Genomic DNA, 20,286 nt, shown 5'->3' on the forward strand with positions numbered 1-20,286 from the left:
CATTGCCCATAACATTTGGATTTATTATATCACAATGCTCACCGCTTTCGGCCCGGGAAGGCTGCTGTGCGAAAATAAGGCAATGCGAAAAAAAAGCTCTTGCCCTTTGGACCGGGCAAGAGCTTCTCTTGGATTAACCGCAGGTGCAGTTCAGCACCGGCTTGCGGGCTGCGGTCGTTTCGTCAAGACGCTTGACGACCGTCGTATGCGGCGCGTTGATGACCACTTCCGGTGTCGTCTCCGCTTCCTTGGCGATTTGAATCATCGTGTCGATAAAGCCATCCAGCGTTTCCTTGCTTTCCGTTTCGGTCGGCTCGATCATAATGCATTCCTCAACGTTAAGCGGGAAGTAGATCGTTGGCGGATGATATCCGAAATCCAGCAGGCGCTTGGCAACATCCAGCGTACGGACACCGTACTGCTTCAGCTTTCTGCCGGACAGGACGAATTCATGTTTGCACAGTCCCGGATAAGCTACCTCATAATAAGGGGCCAGGCGGTGCATCATGTAGTTTGCGTTCAGCACAGCCAGCTCCGATACGCGGCGCAGCCCTTCCGGACCATAGGTGCGGATGTAGGTATATGCGCGAACAAGGATGCCGAAGTTGCCGTAATATGCTTTCACGCGGCCGATCGATTGCGGCCTGTCATAATCCCAGTAGAAGGTGCCGTCCTCGCGCTTCGAGACGATCGGTTTCGGCAGAAACGGAATCAGCTTGCTTTTGACGCCCACAGGCCCAGCACCAGGCCCGCCTCCGCCATGCGGCGTGCTCATCGTTTTGTGCAGATTCAGATGCACCACGTCAAATCCCATGTCGCCAGGGCGGGTGATGCCCATAATCGCATTAGAGTTGGCGCCGTCGTAATAGAGCAGCCCGCCCGCTTCGTGAACGATCTCGGCGATTTCAACGATCTGCTCCTCGAACAGGCCAAGCGTGCTCGGGTTGGTCAGCATAAGCGCTGCCGTATCGCTGCCGACAGCGGCCCGGAGCGCATCCAGATCGACCATTCCGCGTTCGTTAGATTTGATGGTGACCGTATCGTAACCGGCAACGGTGGCGCTGGCCGGGTTCGTACCGTGCGAGGAGTCCGGTACAATCACCTTGGTGCGGTGCTCGCCTCGCGCTTCATGGTAGGCGCGGATCAGCATGAGGCCGGTCCATTCGCCATGAGCGCCTGCAGCCGGCTGCAGCGTTACCTGATCCATGCCTGTCAGCGCAGCCAGATCGTTCTGGAGCGTGTACAGCAGCTCAAGCGCTCCCTGAATGCTCTCTTCCGGCTGATACGGATGGATTTTGGCAAATCCGGCAAAACGGGCGACATCCTCATTAATTTTCGGATTGTATTTCATCGTGCAGGAGCCGAGCGGATAGAAGCCGTTATCAATCCCGAAGTTGCGTCTGGACAGCTCGGTGTAGTGGCGAATGACATCCACCTCGTACACCTCAGGCAGCTCGGCCGGCTTCTGGCGAAGCAGATGGGCAGGAATCAGCTCCGATGTCTCTTTCTCCGGCACATCGCATTCCGGCAGGGAATAGGCGGTGCGTCCAGGCTTGCTCAGTTCGAAAATCAACGCTTTTTCCGGTTTCATACCATCGCCTCCAGTTCGCTGATAAAGTGGTCGATCTCTTCCTTCGTCCGCCGCTCGGTGACGGCGATAAGCATGCAGTTCTCAAGTTCCGGATATACCGCTCCTAGGTCGTAGCCGCCGATGAACCCACGCTCCAGCAGCTTGGCATTCAGCTGCTTCATGTCAGTTCCCGCAGGCAGCTTGACCGCAAATTCATTGAAGAACGGGGATGCGAACGCAAGCGACAGAGAGCCGCTGGCAACCCGCTCAGCTGCATAGTGGGATTTGCGAATGTTCAGCAGCGCCGCCTCTTGCATGCCCGCCTTGCCGAGCGTCGACATATATACGGAAGCACACAGCGCAAGCAGCGCCTGGTTCGAGCAGATGTTGGACGTTGCCTTCTCCCGGCGGATATGCTGTTCGCGCGCCTGCAGCGTCAGCACGAAGCCGCGCTTGCCTTCGCTATCGACCGTCTGGCCAACGATCCGGCCTGGAATTCGGCGCATCAGCGGCTCGGATACTGCGAAGAAACCGCAGGTAGGACCGCCGAGGGAAGCCGGAATGCCAAGCGGCTGAGCATCGCCGACGACGATGTCGGCGCCAAGCTCGCCGGGAGACTCCAAGAGTCCGAGGGAGAGCGGGTTCACGCTGAGCACGAGCATCGCTTTTTTGTCATGAACAAGCGGCTCGATGGCTCTTACATCCTCAATGCAGCCGAAGAAGTTCGGCGACTGAATCAGCACGGCTGCCGTATCCTCCGTGATGGCTGCAGCCAGCGCCTCCTGATCGGTTACCCCGTCCTTGAAGCCGACTTCGATGACGTCCAAGCCGAGGCCGTGAGCAGAAGTCAGCACAATCTCTCTGGCTTCCGGGTGCACGGCGCGTGAGATGACAATCCGCTTGCGTTTCGTCGCGCCGCTCGCCAGCGCTGCCGCTTCCGCAAGAGCAGTGGACCCGTCATACATGCTCGCATTGGCTACCTTCATGCCGGTCAGTTCACAAATATACGATTGGAATTCGAAGATCGCCTGCAGCTCGCCTTGGCTGATCTCCGGCTGATAAGGGGTATAAGCGGTATAAAATTCCGAGCGGGAAATGACATGATTCAGCACGACAGGGATGTGATGGTCGTACAGCCCGGCACCAAGAAAGCTGGTGTAGCGGTCGAAATCGGCATTTTTGTCAGCCAGCGCACGCATGTGCTTGAGCAGCTCGTACTCGCCGAGTCGGGATGACATCGGCAGCACTCCTTGGTAACGAATCGCCTCGGGAATGTCGGCGAACAGGTCCTCTATAGTTTCTGCACCGACAGCAGCCAGCATTTCAGCCTGATCCTGATCGGTCATTGGCAGGTAACGATGCTTCATGATTTCGCAGCTCCTTTTTTATAGAATGGGGTTTTTACAACATTGGCCTTCAGCCGCTTTCCGCGGATTTCAACCCACACCTCTGTGCCGATGGCCGCATGCTCCGCGTCGATCAGCGCAAGGCCGAGGTTGCGTTTCAAGGTCGGGGACTGCGTGCCGCTGGTCACCTCGCCGATGAGCGAGCCATCGCCGTCGTATACCGCGTAATGCGTGCGGGGAATGCCGCGGTCGATCATTTCAATCCCGACAAGCTTGCGCGGGATGCCTTCGTTCTTCTGCTTCAGCAGCGCGTCACGGCCAATAAACTCCCCGGCGTCCAGCTTCACGAAGAATCCGAGGCCGGCTTCCAGTGGGGAGATGCTTTCCGACAGTTCCTGCCCGTACAGCGGAAGTCTTGCTTCGAAACGGAGCGTGTCGCGTGCGCCAAGTCCGGCAGGAATGAGTCCGTCGGCTTCGCCAGCCGCGAGCAGTCCTTTCCAGATCGCCGGTGCATCGTCTGCCGAGCAGTAGATTTCGTAGCCGTCTTCGCCGGTATAGCCGGTGCGTGAGAGAAGCACGGCACAACCGCACACTTCGGCGCGCTCGATAAAATGGAATGGGGAAAGCGAAGGGAGGGGATCTTTGACCGCTTTAGCCATTACGGCATCCGATGCCGGTCCTTGCAGGGCGATCAAAGCAGTCTCGGATGAAATGTTCTCCAGCAGAACATCTCCGGACACATGCCCGGTCAGCCACTCGAGGTCCTTGTCAATGTTGGAGGCATTCACGACAAGCATGTAGCGGTCTTGCGCCAGCTTGTATACGATCAGATCGTCTACCGTGCCGCCATGCTCATAGCACATCAGTGTGTATTGCGCTTGGCCCGGAGACAAGCGGGTCACGTCATTGGTGGTCATCCGCTGAATGAAGGATTCCGCATCCTGACCGGTAACCAGAAATTCTCCCATATGGGAAACGTCGAACAGGCCTGCCTGTCCACGTACGGCTTCATGCTCGCGAACGATGCCCGAGAATTGGACTGGAAGCTCCCACCCGCCAAAATCAATACAGCGGACGGAAGGGAATTCCGAGTATAACGGGTACAGCGGTGTGCGCGCTAATGAACTCATCTTCTCACCTCATCATGTGGTATGAAATGTAAAACACGGAACTGCGAAACAGCAAAAAAGGACAGGCAGAAGGAAAATGAAGCTGTGCAGCAAAATTGCCGCATGCCCATCGTGTTCCTCTGCTCTGTCCTTTGTACCTGAGAGTTACCCCACCGCCATGTCAATATCATGTAATGATCGTGTGAGTTTCCCCTTGGGTGATCCTTTTTAATTAGGATTCTCTCCAGAGATGCGTCCGGTAAAGGTCCTTTTGCCTGAGAGATTCACCGATACATCGGCTTACTCCTTCGGCGCTACCTGTCGAGCTGTCGGTAATCTCTCCCGCTACCATCATCCGCTATGTAATTGTTCATATCAAAAAGCTCCTGTGATTATTATAAACGTCCGATTTGGTAAAGTGTCAACCATTATTTCGCCCAAAAGCGCTTTAAATTTTATTTTTTGTAAGAAATATTGACATCGACTCGTCCCTGTTTTATTCTGTGGGAGATATAGCGACCAACCGAATAAGCGAATGACGATGGACGGGAGAGACTGCAGGCAGGTGATGTCGTCTGCGGCACCGAAGGAGCAAGCCGTTATTGTCTTGCCGGCATAACGAACAATCTCTCAGGTAAAAGTACCGTCATCCGACGCAGCTCTGGAGAGCGCGGAAGCCACCCAAGGGGAAACGAATGTCCGGAGGATACCGGAGATTCGGGAAACTCTCAGGTATCAAGGACAGAGAACAGGCCGCAGGCCTTTCCATGTCCTTTTTTTCATTTAAAATGCATAAGAGAACATTCCAATTCGAAAAGAGGAGACCAAAAATGAGTGAAATCAGAGAGCAACTGGTGTACAGCGAGGACCATGAATGGGCGCTGAAGGTAGAAGGAAATGTGGTGCGTGTCGGCATTACCGATCACGCGCAGAACCAACTGGGCGACATCGTGTTTGTAGAGCTGCCGGAGATTGGAGCTGCGGTAGAAGCGGGCGATAGCGTCGGAACGATCGAATCGGTTAAAACGGTATCCGAGCTGTATTGTCCGGTATCCGGCACCGTCACGAAAGTCAATGATGGGCTGGAGGATAAGCCTGAGCTGGTCAACGACGAGCCGTATGAAGGCGGCTGGATGTTCGAGATTGAAGTAGACGGCGATCTGGAAGAAGCGCTGGCGGGTCTTCTGACAGCGGAAGCCTACCGTGCGAAGGTAGACGAGTAAGACTGTTTAATATACGCGTTCATAACAGAATAGACATACAGCAGAACCGGCAGGATTCCTTGAAGCGAGTAGCAGCTTGAGGAATACCGCCGGTTTTTTAGTTGTGCTGTGCCCGTGACGATCAGGCTGTCGTATGCAGGCCCCGGTTGCCGAAGCGTCTGGTAAGCTCGCCCAGGTTCATCACGACAATCCCGATCACAATCAGGATACTGCCGAGGAGGGAGTACAGTGTGATGGCCTCGTTATAGAACAGAAACCCGAGTCCGACCGCAACCATCGGGGATATGAAAAGCCAGGTCGACGGGAAAAAGGCATTCGTTGCTTTCAGCAGCCAGGCATACAGGCTGTGGCCGACCATGGAGCCGATCAGGGTCAGATATAACATGGATCCTGCTCCGGGCCAGGTGAGCACCGCGTCGATATGGATCCGCTCGGTAAAGACTGACAGTACGAACAAGGCCAAACCGCCGTAAATCATCTGCATTGAATTTATCGCAATCGGGGAGATGTCGGTATAGGTAACCGTAAGCTTTCGGGTCAACAGACTGCCGATGCAATAGCCGAGCTCTCCGATCAAAATAACGACACAGCTGAGTATCCACAGCGTGTCTTGCTCCAGCACCATCTTCGGCATAATGAGCACGCATACCCCGGCAAATCCGATGGCCGCTCCCCAGTACTCGCTTCGTTTGGCCGACTTTCTTGCGATGGTCGTCTGCAGCATCAGGATCATCATCGGTCCCGTTGCCGATAGGACGGCGGCCACCCCGGAATCTACGTATTGCTCGGCCCAGTACAAGGTTGCAAAGGTAGCGAAGGTGCTGGTCAGACCGATAAGGATCCAATCCTTGCGAAGCAGCAGGGAAGGGCGGATTTTTTTGGTGACGATCATCCACAGCATGATCAGAAGGCCTGCGGTGAAGAAGCGAAACCCTGCCGCGAAGAATGGAGGCAGGCCTGCCTCAACACCGACCTTGATCGCCAGGAAGGTGGTGCTGAATATGGCGCACATCAGTATGTAGTTCAACAGAATCATGTATGGCTCTCCTCCTTTTTTGTATACTATAATGGATTATGAATAGAACAGATGGTGGAGAGTAGAACAGATTGCGAAGGACGGAGAGGGGATGGAGAAATGAGTTATTTGGAGCCGGGTTCGGGCAGGCCAAGGGGAACGCTGCATCAATCTGTATATGATGAGGTGATCTTGGGCATCCAAAGCGGCGAATGGAAGAGATACGAGAAGCTGCCATCCGTTCGTGCAATGGCGGAGCGCATGCAGGTGAACCGGCTGACAGTACACAAGGCGTACCAGCGTCTTGCTGAGGAGGGGATTGTTCAGGCCCGTTATAAATCAGGCTATTATGTATCGAGCGAGCCTGCTCCCAGACCCGGTTCAAGGTTTCTGGACGATCCGCCCTGGGAATATCAGGCCAAGCCTGTGCGCGCCCCGCGAAGCCGGTTGTTCGAAATTCATCGCAAGAAGGTCGCGTACAAAATGTCCGAAGCGCTCATCGATCCGTCGCTGCTGCCGAACGCCTTTTTATCCGGGCATGTGAAGGAAGTGTTCGACCTGCATCCCAAAGTGCTGTCCACCTATTCTTCCGTATCCGGCGACGAGGAGCTTCGTGAGGAAATGAGCAGATATTTTAGGGCAAAGTACGGCCTGTCTCTATCAGCGGATGAACTGCTCGTCACGACAGGATCGCAGCAAGCGATTGATCTGATCTCGCGCTCGCTTGTCCAGGCTGGGGACCGGGTGCTGATCGAGCGACCGACCTACAGCCCGGCCATCGATGTGTTTCTCAGGCAGAACGTCCGTCTGCTTCCCGTGGAAATTACGCCGGAGGGCTATGATCTGGATCGGATCGAATATTTGATGCGTACGGAAAAGCCGCAGCTGTTCTACATGAACCCGACATTTCAGAATCCAACGGGATACACGGTCCCGGCGTCGCAGCGAAAGCAGCTGCTGGAGCTGGCGGAACGCTATAAGTGCATATTGGTGGAGGATGATGTGTACCGCGACATTTACTTTGAGGATCCGCCACCGCCGCCGCTTTTTTATTATGATACGGAGGGGTATGCGATCTACATTTGCAGCTTCAGCAAGTTTGTAGCTCCGGGACTGAGAATTTCGCTGCTGGCTGCGAGGCCGGCGCTGATGGATTCGATTATAGCGGTGAAGGCACTGGCGGATAACGGCACGCCGCTGCTCACACAGAAGATCTTCCAGCATTATTTCTTCTCGGCCAGGCTGCAGGAGCATGTGGCAAAGCTTCGGATTGCGCTGGAGCTGCGCAAGGCTCGGATGGAGCGTATTTTGGCGGGGACCGGCTTTCGCTGGGCAAGTCCGGGTGGCGGTCTGAACCTGTGGATTAACCTGCCGGAGGAGGTGCCGGTTGACCTGCTGCTCGAACGCTGTCTGGAGCAATCGGTGGCGTTTGTCCCGGGAGAAATCTGCGATCCGCTCGGTGAAATGAAGTCCTGGATTCGGCTGAGTTACTCCTATATCAGCGAGGCTGAAATGGAGGAAGGGCTGCGCCGGCTAATTGCGATTGCGGAGGAGATGAAGGGTGGCATCACTTTTCCCCGAACCGATTTGAACTAGGCGAATATACTGGGAGTGAACTCACAGCCCTAAAGAAAGCAATGCGTTAGGCACAAGTCTTGGTCAAGGAGGGAGCCATGGCGGTCAGCATCATACAAGGGAGCAGCCGCGTGCCGGGGTCCTCGGATATTCATGTGGTCATCGATGTCATCCGGGCGTTTACGGTGGCCCATTATGCTTTTCTGAACGGAGTGAAAGGGATCTTGCTGGCGCCGTCGCTGGAGCAGGCGTTCCGTTATAAGCAGGAGCATCCGGATTATTTACTGGCAGGGGAAGTCGGGGGCCTTCCGATTCCGGGCTTTGATCTGGATAACTCCCCGAAGCGATTGGATCACAGCGATGTGGCGGGGAAGTATCTCATCCAGAAAACAACGAACGGCGTCCAGGCTACGCTCCAGGCGCTGCATGCGAAGCAGGTTCTGGTTACAGGCTTCTCCAACGCACGAACTACGGCGAGGTATGTCAGGCAGCAGTGCATGACAAGGCGAGACGATCCTTCTGTCGTTATCGTGGCTTCACATCCGACCGGTGATGATGATCTCGCATGTGCGTTTTACATGAAAGGCATAATCGAGGGCACGAATGAGCAAACGGCAGCGCAGACCATCGCAAGGATCAGGGCTTCGGAAGCGGCGAAGAAGTTTTATGACCCGAAACGTCCAGAGTTTGATGAAGCTGATATCGGCTATTGTGTCCAGGAACTGAATTCGGATTTTGTGATGAACGTGAGTCTCGACAACCATATTCCAACGATTGAGAGGCTACAAGCATGAGGAATACCGGGCTACATCTGCCAGAGAGGCAGTCCAAACCAAGGCAATCGGGCTTGACGGTGCTGATTGACAACGGAGTTCCGCTCCAGTTCTTTCGCGATACTCTGGAAAGCGCCGCAGCATACATCGATTTTATCAAGTTCGGCTGGGGTACATCGCTGGTCACACCGCAGCTGGAACAGAAGATTGCCATCCTTCGGGATCACCAGGTTGAATTTTTCTTCGGCGGAACGTTGTTCGAGAAATACTTAAGCCAACGGAAGCTGGAAGATTACCGGGATTTCTGCCTGCGATGCAAAGCGACCTACATTGAAATCTCCAACGGCACCCTGCCGATTTCCAACCGGGAAAAGGCGAAGTACATTAAACAGTTCAGTGATGATTTTCTCATTATGAGCGAGGTAGGACATAAAGATGACGAGGTGTCCGAGACGTTGACTTCATCCGAATGGATTGAATCGATTCTGGAAGATCTGGATGCCGGGGCTTACAAGGTCATTACCGAAGCGAGGGAGAGCGGAACGAGCGGCATATGCCATAGCACAGGCGAGATGCGGCTTGATATCATCAACGATATCGTCGAGTCAGGCATCAGTCTGGACCGGATCATATTCGAAGCGCCGAACAAGCGCATGCAGACTTGTTTCATCCAGCTAGTCGGATCTGACGTGAATCTGGCCAACATTCCGTTCTCGGACCCGATCTCGCTGGAAACGCTTCGTCTGGGGCTTCGCTCAGACACCTTCTATACCTTTGCGTAATGATAGCGTACCGTAAGCCCGTAACAGGAGAGGGTTACAGCAGAGGGTCAACGTATTGTAAGCCGCTTTGCGAGGGGGAACGCCGCCGCGAGGCGGTTTTTTTTGTATTTCGGAAGAGCGCGAGTTTTATTGTGAAAGAATCGTGAACCTAGATTCGCATTATGGCCTGACGGGTAATAAGGGGGCGAATTGACAGGTCACTTGTTGCCCATCTTACCGTGCTTGAAGTACCAACAACTGCGAATCGGGAGGTTTGGACAATGAAGGAACAGCAATCTCGCAACAACAGGCAGCAAACAAGCAAGGAGAAGCAGCTTGAGCAATTCACCGTATCCAATGACGGCAAGCCGATGACGACCAACCAGGGCGTGCCGGTATCGGAGGATGAGCATTCACTGAAAGCCGGCGTGCGCGGCCCCACCCTGATGGAGGATTTTCATTTTCGGGAGAAAATGACCCATTTTGACCATGAGCGGATTCCGGAGAGGATCGTCCATGCACGCGGATTCGGGGCTCACGGTTATTTTCAGGTATATGAGTCGATGAAAGCTTATACGAAGGCACAATTTCTCCAGGATCCTGAACAAACGACGCCGGTCTTCGTTCGCTTCTCAACTGTTGCAGGCTCAAGGGGATCGGCCGATACCGTCCGGGACGTCCGGGGATTTGCCGTTAAATTTTATACCGAAGCCGGCAACTATGATCTGGTTGGAAACAATATGCCGGTCTTCTTCATTCAGGATGCGATGAAATTTCCGGACTTGGTGCATGCCGTGAAGCCTGAGCCGCATAACGAGATTCCGCAGGCGCAGTCGGCCCACGATACCTTCTGGGATTTTGTCTCGAACAACACCGAGAGTGCACATATGATGATGTGGAAAATGTCTGACCGCTCACTCCCGCGAAGCTTCCGCATGATGGAGGGCTTTGGTGTGCATACATTCCGTTTCGTCAACGACGAGGGACGGGCGCATTTTGTCAAGTTTCACTGGAAGCCGGTGCTCGGCATGCACGCGCATGTCTGGGATGAAGTGCAGAAGCTGGCCGGCAAGGACCCGGACTACCATCGGCGGGATCTGTGGGACGCCATCGAATCCGGAAACTATCCGGAGTACGAGCTGGGGGTTCAGCTCATTCCGGAAGAAGATGAATTTACCTTTGATTTTGATATTCTGGACCCGACCAAGCTGTGGCCGGAAGAAATCGTGCCTGTGCGGATCATCGGCAAGCTGACGCTGAACCGCAATACCGACAACTTCTTTGCCGAGACAGAACAGATTGCTTTTCATCCGGGTCATGTGGTGCCCGGGATTGACTTTACGAATGACCCGCTCCTTCAGGGGAGGCTGTTCTCGTATACGGATACACAGCTCTCGCGTCTTGGCGGGCCGAACTTCCACGAGATTCCGATCAACCGCCCGGTCGCGCCCGTGCACAACAACCAGCGTGACGGTATGCACCGGATGACCATCAATCCGGGGCAGGTCAGCTATCACAAGAACGGGCTGGCCGGCAATTCGCCGTCCCCGGTGCCTGAAGAAGAAGGCGGTTACGCGCACTATACGGAAAAGGTGGACGGACGCAAAATCCGGGAGCGAAGCGACAGCTTCAAGGATCATTACAGCCAGGCATCCATGTTCTGGAACAGCATGTCGGAGGTGGAGAGAGAGCATATTGTGTCCGCTTTCCAGTTCGAACTTGGAAAGGTGAAGAGCAAGGACATCCGCCAGCGGGTCGTTGACATGTTCGCGAACGTGGATAAGGAGCTGGCTTCCCGGATCTCCGAAGGGATCGGAACGGTTTCCCCTGGCGGCCAGGGCGCGGCTTCCGCATTGTCCTCTCCGGCGCTCAGCATGATGAATACAGTGAAGAGTCCGCGATCCCGCAAGGTTGCCGTTCTGGCGGACAACGGCTTCAGCGAAGCGCTGACGGGCGTGCTCGAGCAGCTTGAGCAGTCTGGCATCATCGCCGAAATCGTGAGCACCAAACTGGGCGTCATATCCGGTGAGGCCGGAAGCCAGCTGGAGGTGCAGCGTTCGATGTTGAACTCGGACTCCGTTCTGTTCGACGCCGTTCTTGTAGCCGGCGGCAGACAAAGCGTCGATGAACTGCTGGCTAATCCGAAATCGCTGGACTTTGTCAAAGAAGCGTTCCAGCATTACAAGCCGATCGGTGCGATGGCCGAGGGCGCGGAGCTGCTTCTTGAGCCTTCAAGTCCCGGCGTTGTGGTGGCTCCGGCTGAACAGGACAGCCCGTTGTTTGCGGAGGAGCTGATCGAAGCCATTGCCGAGCATCGGTATTGGTCAAGAGTGGTGTGACTATTTATAACTAAGTAAAGGGAGGCTGTCCAGAAAGTCAGTGAAACCTGACTACTGGCAGCCTCTTTTTTTGTAAAACGCTAAAAATATGCGCAAAAAAACCGTCTTTTCCTGTAAAATGAAAGTTACCACACAACCATTTCAGAAAGGGACGGTTTTTATGCGTAATCAAATGACTACTACTAAACATTATAACATGCAACTCACATTTCCTCTAGAAAATATAGAAGGAAACATAGATTCTAAACGAAAGCTCACACCTGCTTTTAAAGCTTATGATAACAAGCAGATGCATATGATCTTGGATCTAGAATCACTAATCCCTTCCCACCATGTCGCTCGTATCATTGATGAAATGATTGAATCTATTCCTGACGAGCTGTTGTTTGCTCATTATGTTGGCGGTGGCCGTAGTTCCTACCATCCTAAAATGATGCTCAAAGTGATTCTTTATGGCTACTCTCAAAAAGTCTATTCCTGCCGTGGCATTGAAAAACTATTACAAGAAAACCTACCGGCGATGTGGCTAGCTGCGATGCAACAGCCGGACTTCCGCACCCTGAATGACTTCCGTGGTGTGCGAATGAAGAGCCTTATGGATGAGCTCTTTCAAACGATGATTAAAAAGCTCATCAACGACAATTTTATTACCATGGAGAACTACTTCTTGGATGGCACAAAGATTGAAGCTAATGCCAACAAGTATTCTTTTGTGTGGAAAAAATCTACGTTACGCTTTGAAGAGAAACTCAAAGAAAAGGTGCAGGCAACCCTTGCGCATATTCATACGCTCACGCAGCAAGAAGCTAGTGAAATGGTAGCTACCGATCCAGATGAGCTTCCTGTACAGCTTGAAGAAACAGCTGTTATTCTAGAAGAACAAGTAGAGCGCTTAACTGAACAGATCGCTCAAACCAATGACAGTGAAGCGAGAAAAGCCTTACGAAAAGAGCGTAGTGCCTGGAAACAGCCTCTGAAAAAGATTCGTCAAGACTTTCTTCCACGTCTGGCCAAGTATGATCAGCAGAAAGCTTGCTTTGGTGATCGCAATAGCTACTCCAAGACCGATCCAGACGCTACGTTTATGCGAATGAAAGAAGATCACATGAAAAATGGTCAACTTAAACCAGGTTACAATGTACAGATGGCAACGGAAAACCAATTTATTTTGTTTTATAGTCTTCACCAACGACCAACGGACACACGCTGCTTCATTCCGCATATGGAGCAACTTGCTGCGTCTTCTTTACCCATGCCTAAAACCGTGATTGCTGACGCTGGTTATGGTAGTGAGGAAAACTATTTGTACGCGTTAGGCGAAGAAAAAGAGACGCGATTTGATTTTCTTATTCCATATGGCAGCTATATGCACGAACAAACCAGACGCTACAAAAAGAACATGAAGCATGCAAGCAATTGGACGTATGAAGAGTTAGACGATCGCTTTATTTGCCCGAATGGTCGATACGTTTCGTTTAAGAAGTACCAGACGAAGAAGACACGCTCCGGCCTAGAGCAAAGCTTTAAGATTTACGAATGTGAGGATTGTAGCGATTGCCCATTAAAGGCAGCATGTACGAAAGCAAAGGGAAATCGTCAAGTACACTGGAACACGGTATGGGAAGAATTAAAGGCAAAGGCAAAAACAGCCCTTGAGGATGACGAGAAATCCGCGATCTATGCTCGACGTAAAGTCGAGGTTGAGAGTGTATTCGGTCACATCAAGGGCAATCGGTCGTTCCGCAGATTTTCCTTGCGGGGTCTAGAAAAAGTTCATACAGAGTTTGGGATTGTGGCCTTGGCCCACAATCTACTGAAAGTAGCAGGCATTCGCCTCGCTACATTCTTTCAAACGCAGGGACGTAAAAAGGTTGGACGGAGAAATGGTTCTCTTCTCGTCCAACCTTTTTACTTTAGGGACTTATTGGACAGCCCCTTTTTTCTTGCCTTTTTTGCGAATGTGATTACACATGAATAAAGGGGGGAAGAGCGGTAGAATGCCGAAAGGCCTAAAAAGTTCAAAATATTTTGGCGAATTATAGAAACTATTTACCATAAATTACGTCTAATAGTATGGCATTATTGGAGTTATAAAAATCGGAATCAGAAGGAGTTTAAGCATGAAATTGAAGACAGCTGCTTTGCTAACCGTACTTATTATCTCTCAAGTAGCTGGGACTCTGCCGGTTAGCGCGGAGTCAAGCAATACGCCAGCATCACAGGAAGCCGTATCCGGCGCTGAGGTGACGACGCAGGCGAATCCATCCTCAGGTGTACAAACAACCGAAGAACAGCCGCAGGGCGGTCAGACCGATGCGACAACGGATCAAGCTGTTGCATCTGAAGTAGTTGAAGGCGAAGGGGAAGAGAATCAGCCTGGAACAGAGAACCAGGGGGGAGCGGATTCCGCTAGCGCAGGCAACCCGGACGGCGAGGGAAATCAGACGACAGAGAAACCTGCCACATCCGAGACAGCCGGAAATCCTAACGAACTCATTCTTTATTTTAACAGTACAAAAATGGTTCACGGGGGAACGACCTATCACGCGCCGCAGCCGATGCAGGTCAAGAAGGGCGTCTCTTATGTTCCGATCCGGGCGCTTGTAGACCGTGTTGGCTTTAAGGTCAGCTACGATCAGAAGACGAAGGAAACCCTCATCCAAAAAGACGGTACGGAGCTTCGCTTCAAAACCGACAGCGACCAGTACTTGGTAAACGGTGTGGCTAAGACGATGAAAGGCACTTCATACCAGACGAACAATACGTTCATGGTACCGCTAACAGCCATTATGCAGGCGCTTGAAATTCCATACAAGGTGGATAATCAAGGCAAGCGTGTCATCATGAATTTGCAGGCTAAACCGGTCGCCAAATTCACGGTGGAGCCGAAGGAGATATTTGTCGGTGAACCGGTGGTGTACATAACGGAGTCCAAGGCTGCGGAAGGCACCATCATCAATGAGCGCTGGGAAGGAAGACAGGATGTCTTCAACGCGCCGGGACAATATGTGGTTACTTATTCGGTACAGGATTCGAGCGGCGCATGGAGCGCCCCGTACAGTGTAACACTGAATGTCATTCAGCCGAACCAGCCGCCGGTAGCTCGCTTCGAGACCGACAAGCCGGAGTACAAGATGGGTGAGCTGATTACGATTACGGACTTCAGCTATGATGACCGTGATCCGAAAGAGCTGCTTACTTACAAATGGGAAAATCGTGCTTATGCCTATTTCACGCCAGGGCCTCAGACGATCAAGCTGACCGTGACGGACAGAGGCGGGCTGAGCACCACTTATGAGCATACGGTGAACATTACGTCGGAAACATTGTACAGCGAGGAAAACTTTAATATGCTGTTCATCCCGGAAGGCGAGAAATACACCTTCATTGGCAATGTGATGAGCAGAGACAAATTGAACTACAGCTTCTATGATGAGCCTAGCACGCTGATCCGGAGCAACAGTCCGGAGACGGTGAACAGCGAAGGCATTGTATACCGCGAGACGGCTTCCGGGGATATGCGGTTTATGATCCACCATGTCAACAACGTGAATAAAGATGTGAAGATGTATGTTGTGGCGACCAACATTAACAATGCGCCGGTCACACTGCGAACTGACTACCTTGGATTTGCCGGTCCATCTCCGATTGCGACAGCAGCGGGCAAACGCTCGGTGCAGAATTACTTCCAGTCCATGCTGGATGGATCGAAGCAGTCCTCGGTTACACTTGAGCCGGGTGAACAGAAGCTGGTTATGACCGAGCTGAGCGCGATCCGGATGAGACAGGGGCATGTCATTTCCCTTTACTCGGATATGTACAGTGATTTGCCGGTTCAATTCGATGTCATTATGATTGATGACCAGGCCGATCCGCTGGAGGTGCTTGATCAGCTGCCTATCCTGGACCGTGACGGCGTCCATAACCGTGGTACCTACGAGGATTCGACCCGTGTCATCCGCTACGCCGACCTTATCGGGCGTCAGCCGGAACGGCTCGCTCTCGGAGATAATGCAGATGATCCTAACCTCGTGGGCGTCGACCCGATGGTGGGAGACATTACGCATAATACGGGGAACTTCGGTGTTCTGTACAAAATTACACTGGACCGCGTGGCTCCGAACGTACTGATCTCCTTCAATCCGCGTGGCGGCAAATACTCCGGTTACGCAATGGTCAACGGCAAGATCGTACCGATCTATTCGCTCGGACAGGTATCGCCAACCGAGCAGGCGGTGCTGCACAGAACAGGCAACTTCGAGCAGAAGGTAGAAATTTTGCTGACGGCTGCGCCTGGCAGCAATCTGCCGATCAACCTGCTGTTTACCCCAATGCCTAGCCGGGTTGAATAATTGAATCTACTGTAAACGGCGCCGCCTTACAGCATAGGCGGCGCCAGCATAATAAGGACTCCACCTCCCTAAAGCTTAATCCGGTACACCGGAATCAAGCTTCATCAGGGAATGTGGAGTCCTTGTTCGTTCAACAGCTGGTTGTTTGCAGGTGTCGCGGAGCTAAGCCGGGCTGTCAAGCCCTCAGCCAGCCAGGCGAGCGAGCGTTATGCGGACTGGGCCGGCTGCATGCTGTGCTTCGCCTCCAGCTGATCCAGCTGGTAACAGCGGGCGGTGACCGCAAAAGCGCCAGCGGCGAACAGCGCTCCGGCCCATGGCAGATAGGCGACGCCTACGATATCGATGACAAAGCTGCCGAGAAAGGAACCACCGGCAATGCCGAGGTTGGAAGCGACGGGCATGAGCGAGGCGGCAAAGTCTTTGGAACCCGGCGCTGCATTGTCGGACAAGTCAATCAGATACAGCTGCGCCGCCGCGCTGATGGCATAGGAGAAGCAGGCCACAAGCATCAGCAGTACGAGAGCTGTCCATGACAGCTGGACGGTAAGCGCCAGTGCTGCCATTAGAGCGGTCTGGATCAAGAAGATGATTTTGAGCTTGACGCGGGAATTCCCTTGGGCGACTTTGGCGCCAAGCCAGTTGCTGAAGATCGTAAGCGCTCCGTATACGAGCAGCAGGGAGCTGGTCCATTGCTGAGGAAAGCCGAGCACATCCTCGAGAAATGGAGTGATATATGTATAGATGATGAACACCGATCCTACGCCCAGCACCGGTATCATAAAGGCGAGCACAATGCGTCGGTTTTTAAACAGCGCGAGCTGCTGGGCGACCGGAACGACACTTCGGGTCAAGCTCTTGGGCATGATGGCCATCATAATGATGAGCGGGATGATGCCGACAATCGCGGTCCACAGGAAGGAGGCTTGCCAGCTTGTGGCACGTCCGATGAGCGTGCCAAGCGGTACGCCGAGGACGTTGGCGATCGAGAAGCCGCCGATCACCCAGGCAACGGCTGCGGCTCTTCTTGCGGCGCTCATAAATTCACTCAGCATCGCAATGGCGAGGGAAAGTGTCAGTCCGCAAAGTATGGCTGTACTGATACGAAGCGTTAACATTACGGGGAAAGAAGCGGCCATCGATGTCACAGCCGTTAAGATCAGCACGGCGGCATATGCGGCGGCGATGGTCATATGTCTCGGGATGTGACCGAGCCAGGCAACAACAAACGGCGTGCCCATCGCATAAGCGATAGCAAATCCGGACACAAGTATTCCGCTTGCAGCCAGCGAAACGTTCAAGCTGGTGCTGATGTCCTGCAGCAGGCCCACTATGACATACTCGGTGGTGCCCAGAATGAAGGCGGCAAAGGTGAAGGCAAACACAAGCAGGTTTTCGATTTTTCTCGACATGGTCTCTACTCCTGATCTCTATAAGGTATAGTTGATTTTACAGGTTGAAAAGGTTTACAGGTCAAGACCTAACTTTGAAGGGGGCTGCCTCATGATCCAATCGCAGGTATGATCCTGGGATTCTGTGAGGCGGCAAGAGGCGAAATTCATGTATAATGTAAAGAAAAAAAGTGGGTGGGGCATCGTGGAGCAAAACAGAATCAAACGCACATGGCGGGCAGACAAGTTATCGCATGTCGGCTCTTCCATATTTGCTGAGGTCGCCCAATGGAGAGCGGAGTCGGTACAAGCCGGCATGGATTTAATTGACCTCAGCATCGGCAGTCCGGATCAGGGGCCGTCCTTGGCCATCCGGGAGGCCCTTGCAGGCGAAGTGCTGAAGGAGGATCAATACCGCTACCCGGGGACGCGGGGAAGTGAGGAGTTCCGGCAGCATGTTGTCGCCTGGATGGAGCACCGATTCGGAGTCAAGGTAAATCCTGCAACCCAGACGCTAGCGCTGATGGGTTCACAGGACGGATTGGCGCATTTGGTTCAAGCTGTGTGCAACCCCGGGGATGTGGCGATCGTGCCGAATCCGGGCTACCCGATCTATGCGGGAGCATTGGCGATTGCCGGAGTGAAGCCGTGGTATCTTCCGCTGAAGGAGGAGAACGATTTTCTCCCGGATCTGGACAGCATACCGGATGAGGTGTGGGCAGAGGCTTCGTTTATCTTGCTCAATTTTCCCGGCAACCCGATTGCGGTATCGGCCGATTTGGATTTTTTTGAGAAGCTGGTCGCACTTGCGAGGAAATGGAATGTTCTTATTGTGCATGATCTGGCCTATTCCGAAATGGGCTTTGACGGTTATCGTCCGATCAGCATATTGCAGGTGCCGGGAGCGGATGACATCGCCGTGGAATTTCATTCGTTTTCGAAGAGCTTTAACATGGCAGGCTGCCGGATCGCATTTCTGGTCGGGAATGAGGAGGCGGTCGGAGCTTTACGGGATTTGAAGAACAACATCGATTTCGGTGTGTTCATGCCGGTTCAGAAGGCTGCGGTTACGGCAATTCAGCAGGCGATGTCGTCCACTGGCGACGCGCTGTATGCAGGGACACTGTATGAGCATCGGCGAGACGTGCTGGTTGAGGCCCTTGCAGCTGAAGGCTGGCATGTGCATAAACCGAAAGCAACGATGTTTGTATGGGCCAGGATCCCGGATACATTGAGGACGGGGGCGGACGCCTGGACATCCCGGCGTTTTGCTCGTGAGCTTCTCCTCAGCGCAGGCGTCGCAGTCATTCCGGGGGATGCCTTTGGCTCCGAGGGTGAAGGCTATGTGCGCATTGCGCTCGTCCAGGACGAGGAGAAGCTGCGTGAAGCTGCCCGGCGAATTGGACGTTTTATACGGGAAGCGGCCGGGAGTGAGGGCTAGAAGGGCATCACCATAAGCAGCGAGTCATAGCGAGTCATCTAGTATAAAAACAAGGTCGAGAGCATGCGCACATCAAGAGCGCTGCTGTCGACCTTGTTGTCATTATCGCTTGGTCGGTGTATTTGACCGTCCGTCCGGAACTCAGATCTTGACGGAGCTGGTTTGTGCTCCGGTCTGAAGCTGGCTGGACCAGCTTCTGCGCCATTTTATCTGCATAATAAGGGTCAGTGCCAGCGAACCGGCAGCAATGATCGCCAAAATGATAAAGCCTGGCGTATAGGAGTTCGTAGCCTGATACAGGCGTCCGAGAATGAGCGGCAGCGCGTAACCGCCCAAACCGCCGGCTGCGCCGACGATGCCGGTCACCAGCCCGATCTCGGCTCCGAAACGCTGGGGAACGAGCTGGAATACCGAGCCGTTGCCAGCCCCCAGGCACATCATGCCGAGGAACAGCATAATGACAACCAGCAGGAGCGGCGGCAGGAAGGAGACGCCAAGCAGCATGATGGCGGCACCGGAATACAGCATCATCAGCATGCGCGATCCGCCAATCCGGTCAGCGAGAAATCCACCCACCGGACGGAAGAAGCTGCCGGCAATGACGCAGATGGTTGTAATATCCGCTGCCTGTACAGGGGTAAGCCCATATTGGGTGTTGAAGAAGATGGTCAAGTAGTTGGCAAGTCCGACAAAACCGCCGAAGGTGACGCAGTACATGGCGCAGAACACCCACGTATCACGCTGCTTCAGAACGTTGGCATACTCGGACATTTTCTTCGGCGCAGGCCGATTCGGGCTGTTGCGGGCGAACAGGCTGAAATAGATGAACACCAGCGTGACTGGAATGATAGCCAGACCGAAAACGACTTCCCAGCTGCCAAAATGCTGGGCCAGCCGGTTGGCAAACAAGGTGGCCAGCACCGTACCGCTGTTGCCAGCCCCTGCAATGCCCATCGCGAGGCCTTGATGCTCTTTCGGATACCACTGCCCAGCGAGGGGAAGTGCAGCTGCGAATGAAGCGCCTGCGACGCCAAGCAGCATAGCAACAACATACAGTTGATCCAGCGAGCTGACCCACAGCCAGCCAAGCAGCAGTGGAACCAGCGTTATCAGCATGCCGATCTGGGCGGTCAGCTTGGGGCCGATCCGGTCGGCGAGAACGCCCAGCACCAGTCTGAGTATGGAGCCTCCCAATACCGGCAGTGCTACCAGATTGGCTTTTTGCACCGGGTCCATCGGGTAATCGGCTGCAATGACAACCGCCAGCGGACCGAGCATGCTCCAAATCATAAAACTGATGTCAAAATACAGAAACGCACCAAACAGTGTGGGCTTGTGCCCGCTTTGCCAAAATCCCTTCTTCTCCACTTCTCGTCACTCCTCATCCAATGAAA

14 protein-coding genes and 4 riboswitches are annotated in these 20,286 nt (G+C 53.5%); of the genes, 8 read left to right on the top strand and 6 right to left on the bottom strand.

The annotated features are described in order from the left end of the window. Positions 1-133: 133 nt before the first annotated feature. From gcvPB to gcvT, 3 genes are read right to left on the bottom strand one after another with little or no spacing between them, the layout of a single operon-like run. Positions 134-1,591, bottom strand: a complete 1,458-nt coding sequence (gene gcvPB / locus MKX64_RS20915; protein WP_095397330.1) for an aminomethyl-transferring glycine dehydrogenase subunit GcvPB — start codon at positions 1,589-1,591, stop codon at positions 134-136. Continuing rightward, positions 1,588-2,937: an aminomethyl-transferring glycine dehydrogenase subunit GcvPA gene (gcvPA, locus tag MKX64_RS20920; protein WP_095265350.1), complete on the bottom strand. Its 1,350-nt coding sequence runs from the start codon at positions 2,935-2,937 to the stop codon at positions 1,588-1,590. Before gcvPA ends, gcvPB begins: the two co-directional genes overlap by 4 nt. Continuing rightward, positions 2,934-4,046, bottom strand: a complete 1,113-nt coding sequence (gene gcvT / locus MKX64_RS20925) for a glycine cleavage system aminomethyltransferase GcvT (RefSeq protein WP_341037247.1) — start codon at positions 4,044-4,046, stop codon at positions 2,934-2,936. The genes gcvPA and gcvT overlap by 4 nt, the downstream gene beginning before the upstream one ends. A 122-nt stretch (positions 4,047-4,168) precedes the next feature. Beyond that, positions 4,169-4,275: riboswitch (glycine riboswitch) on the bottom strand. Positions 4,276-4,278: 3 nt separating this feature from the next. After that, a riboswitch (glycine riboswitch) is annotated at positions 4,279-4,380 on the bottom strand. 180 nt (positions 4,381-4,560) lie between these two features. After that, a riboswitch (glycine riboswitch) is annotated at positions 4,561-4,681 on the top strand. Between the two features lie 3 nt (positions 4,682-4,684). Then, a riboswitch (glycine riboswitch) is annotated at positions 4,685-4,772 on the top strand. Between the two features lie 83 nt (positions 4,773-4,855). On the opposite strand from gcvT, the gene gcvH reads away from it, so the two are divergent. Then, a complete protein-coding gene (gene gcvH / locus MKX64_RS20930) occupies positions 4,856-5,248 on the top strand; it encodes a glycine cleavage system protein GcvH (RefSeq protein ID WP_095265348.1) in 393 nt (130 codons plus the stop codon). 121 nt (positions 5,249-5,369) lie between these two features. Here the strand turns inward: gcvH and MKX64_RS20935 are convergent, their stop codons facing one another. Then, the gene (locus tag MKX64_RS20935) at positions 5,370-6,284 is read right to left on the bottom strand and encodes a DMT family transporter (RefSeq protein WP_095397327.1); all 915 of its coding nucleotides are present in this window, start codon (positions 6,282-6,284) and stop codon (positions 5,370-5,372) included. A gap of 99 nt (positions 6,285-6,383) precedes the next feature. Between MKX64_RS20935 and MKX64_RS20940 the strand changes: the two genes are divergently transcribed. The 6 genes from MKX64_RS20940 to MKX64_RS20965 all read left to right on the top strand — a co-directional run bounded on the left by MKX64_RS20940 (position 6,384) and on the right by MKX64_RS20965 (position 16,063). Further along, on the top strand, positions 6,384-7,859 hold the full coding sequence (locus MKX64_RS20940; protein WP_341037248.1) for an aminotransferase-like domain-containing protein: 1,476 nt from the start codon (positions 6,384-6,386) through the stop codon (positions 7,857-7,859). A 77-nt stretch (positions 7,860-7,936) separates the two neighbouring features. Beyond that, positions 7,937-8,632 (top strand): 2-phosphosulfolactate phosphatase, encoded by a 696-nt coding sequence (locus MKX64_RS20945; protein ID WP_095397325.1) that lies wholly within the window; start codon positions 7,937-7,939, stop codon positions 8,630-8,632. Further along, positions 8,629-9,393, top strand: coding sequence for a phosphosulfolactate synthase (locus MKX64_RS20950; RefSeq protein WP_095397324.1), 765 nt, complete (start codon positions 8,629-8,631; stop codon positions 9,391-9,393). The genes MKX64_RS20945 and MKX64_RS20950 overlap by 4 nt, the downstream gene beginning before the upstream one ends. A 260-nt stretch (positions 9,394-9,653) precedes the next feature. After that, positions 9,654-11,711, top strand: a complete 2,058-nt coding sequence (locus tag MKX64_RS20955) for a catalase (RefSeq protein ID WP_095265343.1) — start codon at positions 9,654-9,656, stop codon at positions 11,709-11,711. Between the two features lie 196 nt (positions 11,712-11,907). Next, a complete protein-coding gene (locus MKX64_RS20960) occupies positions 11,908-13,689 on the top strand; it encodes an IS1182 family transposase (RefSeq protein WP_445670850.1) in 1,782 nt (593 codons plus the stop codon). A gap of 142 nt (positions 13,690-13,831) precedes the next feature. Beyond that, a complete protein-coding gene (locus MKX64_RS20965; protein ID WP_095265342.1) occupies positions 13,832-16,063 on the top strand; it encodes a stalk domain-containing protein in 2,232 nt (743 codons plus the stop codon). A gap of 206 nt (positions 16,064-16,269) precedes the next feature. On the opposite strand, the gene MKX64_RS20970 is transcribed toward MKX64_RS20965, so the two are convergent. After that, positions 16,270-17,472 (bottom strand): MFS transporter, encoded by a 1,203-nt coding sequence (locus MKX64_RS20970; RefSeq protein ID WP_095265341.1) that lies wholly within the window; start codon positions 17,470-17,472, stop codon positions 16,270-16,272. A 184-nt stretch (positions 17,473-17,656) separates the two neighbouring features. On the opposite strand from MKX64_RS20970, the gene MKX64_RS20975 reads away from it, so the two are divergent. After that, a complete protein-coding gene (locus MKX64_RS20975) occupies positions 17,657-18,892 on the top strand; it encodes an aminotransferase class I/II-fold pyridoxal phosphate-dependent enzyme (protein WP_341037252.1) in 1,236 nt (411 codons plus the stop codon). Positions 18,893-19,033: 141 nt separating this feature from the next. On the opposite strand, the gene MKX64_RS20980 is transcribed toward MKX64_RS20975, so the two are convergent. Continuing rightward, the gene (locus MKX64_RS20980) at positions 19,034-20,260 is read right to left on the bottom strand and encodes a nitrate/nitrite transporter (protein WP_095265339.1); all 1,227 of its coding nucleotides are present in this window, start codon (positions 20,258-20,260) and stop codon (positions 19,034-19,036) included. Between the last annotated feature and the right edge of the window lie 26 nt (positions 20,261-20,286).

It is taken from the genome of Paenibacillus sp. FSL M8-0334 (assembly GCF_038000405.1).
GTDB lineage: Bacteria > Bacillota > Bacilli > Paenibacillales > Paenibacillaceae > Paenibacillus_AQ > Paenibacillus_AQ campinasensis.

What these genes read in the sequence shown, in the direction of transcription:
- MKX64_RS20970 (WP_095265341.1), bottom strand. Translation starts at nt 17,472, where the DNA reads ATGTCGAGAAAAATCGAAAACCTGCTTGTGTTTGCCTTCACCTTTGCC.
- gcvT (WP_341037247.1), bottom strand. Translation starts at nt 4,046, where the DNA reads ATGAGTTCATTAGCGCGCACACCGCTGTACCCGTTATACTCGGAATTC.
- MKX64_RS20955 (WP_095265343.1), top strand. Translation starts at nt 9,654, where the DNA reads ATGAAGGAACAGCAATCTCGCAACAACAGGCAGCAAACAAGCAAGGAG.
- MKX64_RS20935 (WP_095397327.1), bottom strand. Translation starts at nt 6,284, where the DNA reads ATGATTCTGTTGAACTACATACTGATGTGCGCCATATTCAGCACCACC.
- gcvPB (WP_095397330.1), bottom strand. Translation starts at nt 1,591, where the DNA reads ATGAAACCGGAAAAAGCGTTGATTTTCGAACTGAGCAAGCCTGGACGC.
- gcvH (WP_095265348.1), top strand. Translation starts at nt 4,856, where the DNA reads ATGAGTGAAATCAGAGAGCAACTGGTGTACAGCGAGGACCATGAATGG.
- gcvPA (WP_095265350.1), bottom strand. Translation starts at nt 2,937, where the DNA reads ATGAAGCATCGTTACCTGCCAATGACCGATCAGGATCAGGCTGAAATG.
- MKX64_RS20960 (WP_445670850.1), top strand. Translation starts at nt 11,908, where the DNA reads ATGCAACTCACATTTCCTCTAGAAAATATAGAAGGAAACATAGATTCT.
- MKX64_RS20950 (WP_095397324.1), top strand. Translation starts at nt 8,629, where the DNA reads ATGAGGAATACCGGGCTACATCTGCCAGAGAGGCAGTCCAAACCAAGG.
- MKX64_RS20940 (WP_341037248.1), top strand. Translation starts at nt 6,384, where the DNA reads ATGAGTTATTTGGAGCCGGGTTCGGGCAGGCCAAGGGGAACGCTGCAT.
- MKX64_RS20965 (WP_095265342.1), top strand. Translation starts at nt 13,832, where the DNA reads ATGAAATTGAAGACAGCTGCTTTGCTAACCGTACTTATTATCTCTCAA.
- MKX64_RS20945 (WP_095397325.1), top strand. Translation starts at nt 7,937, where the DNA reads ATGGCGGTCAGCATCATACAAGGGAGCAGCCGCGTGCCGGGGTCCTCG.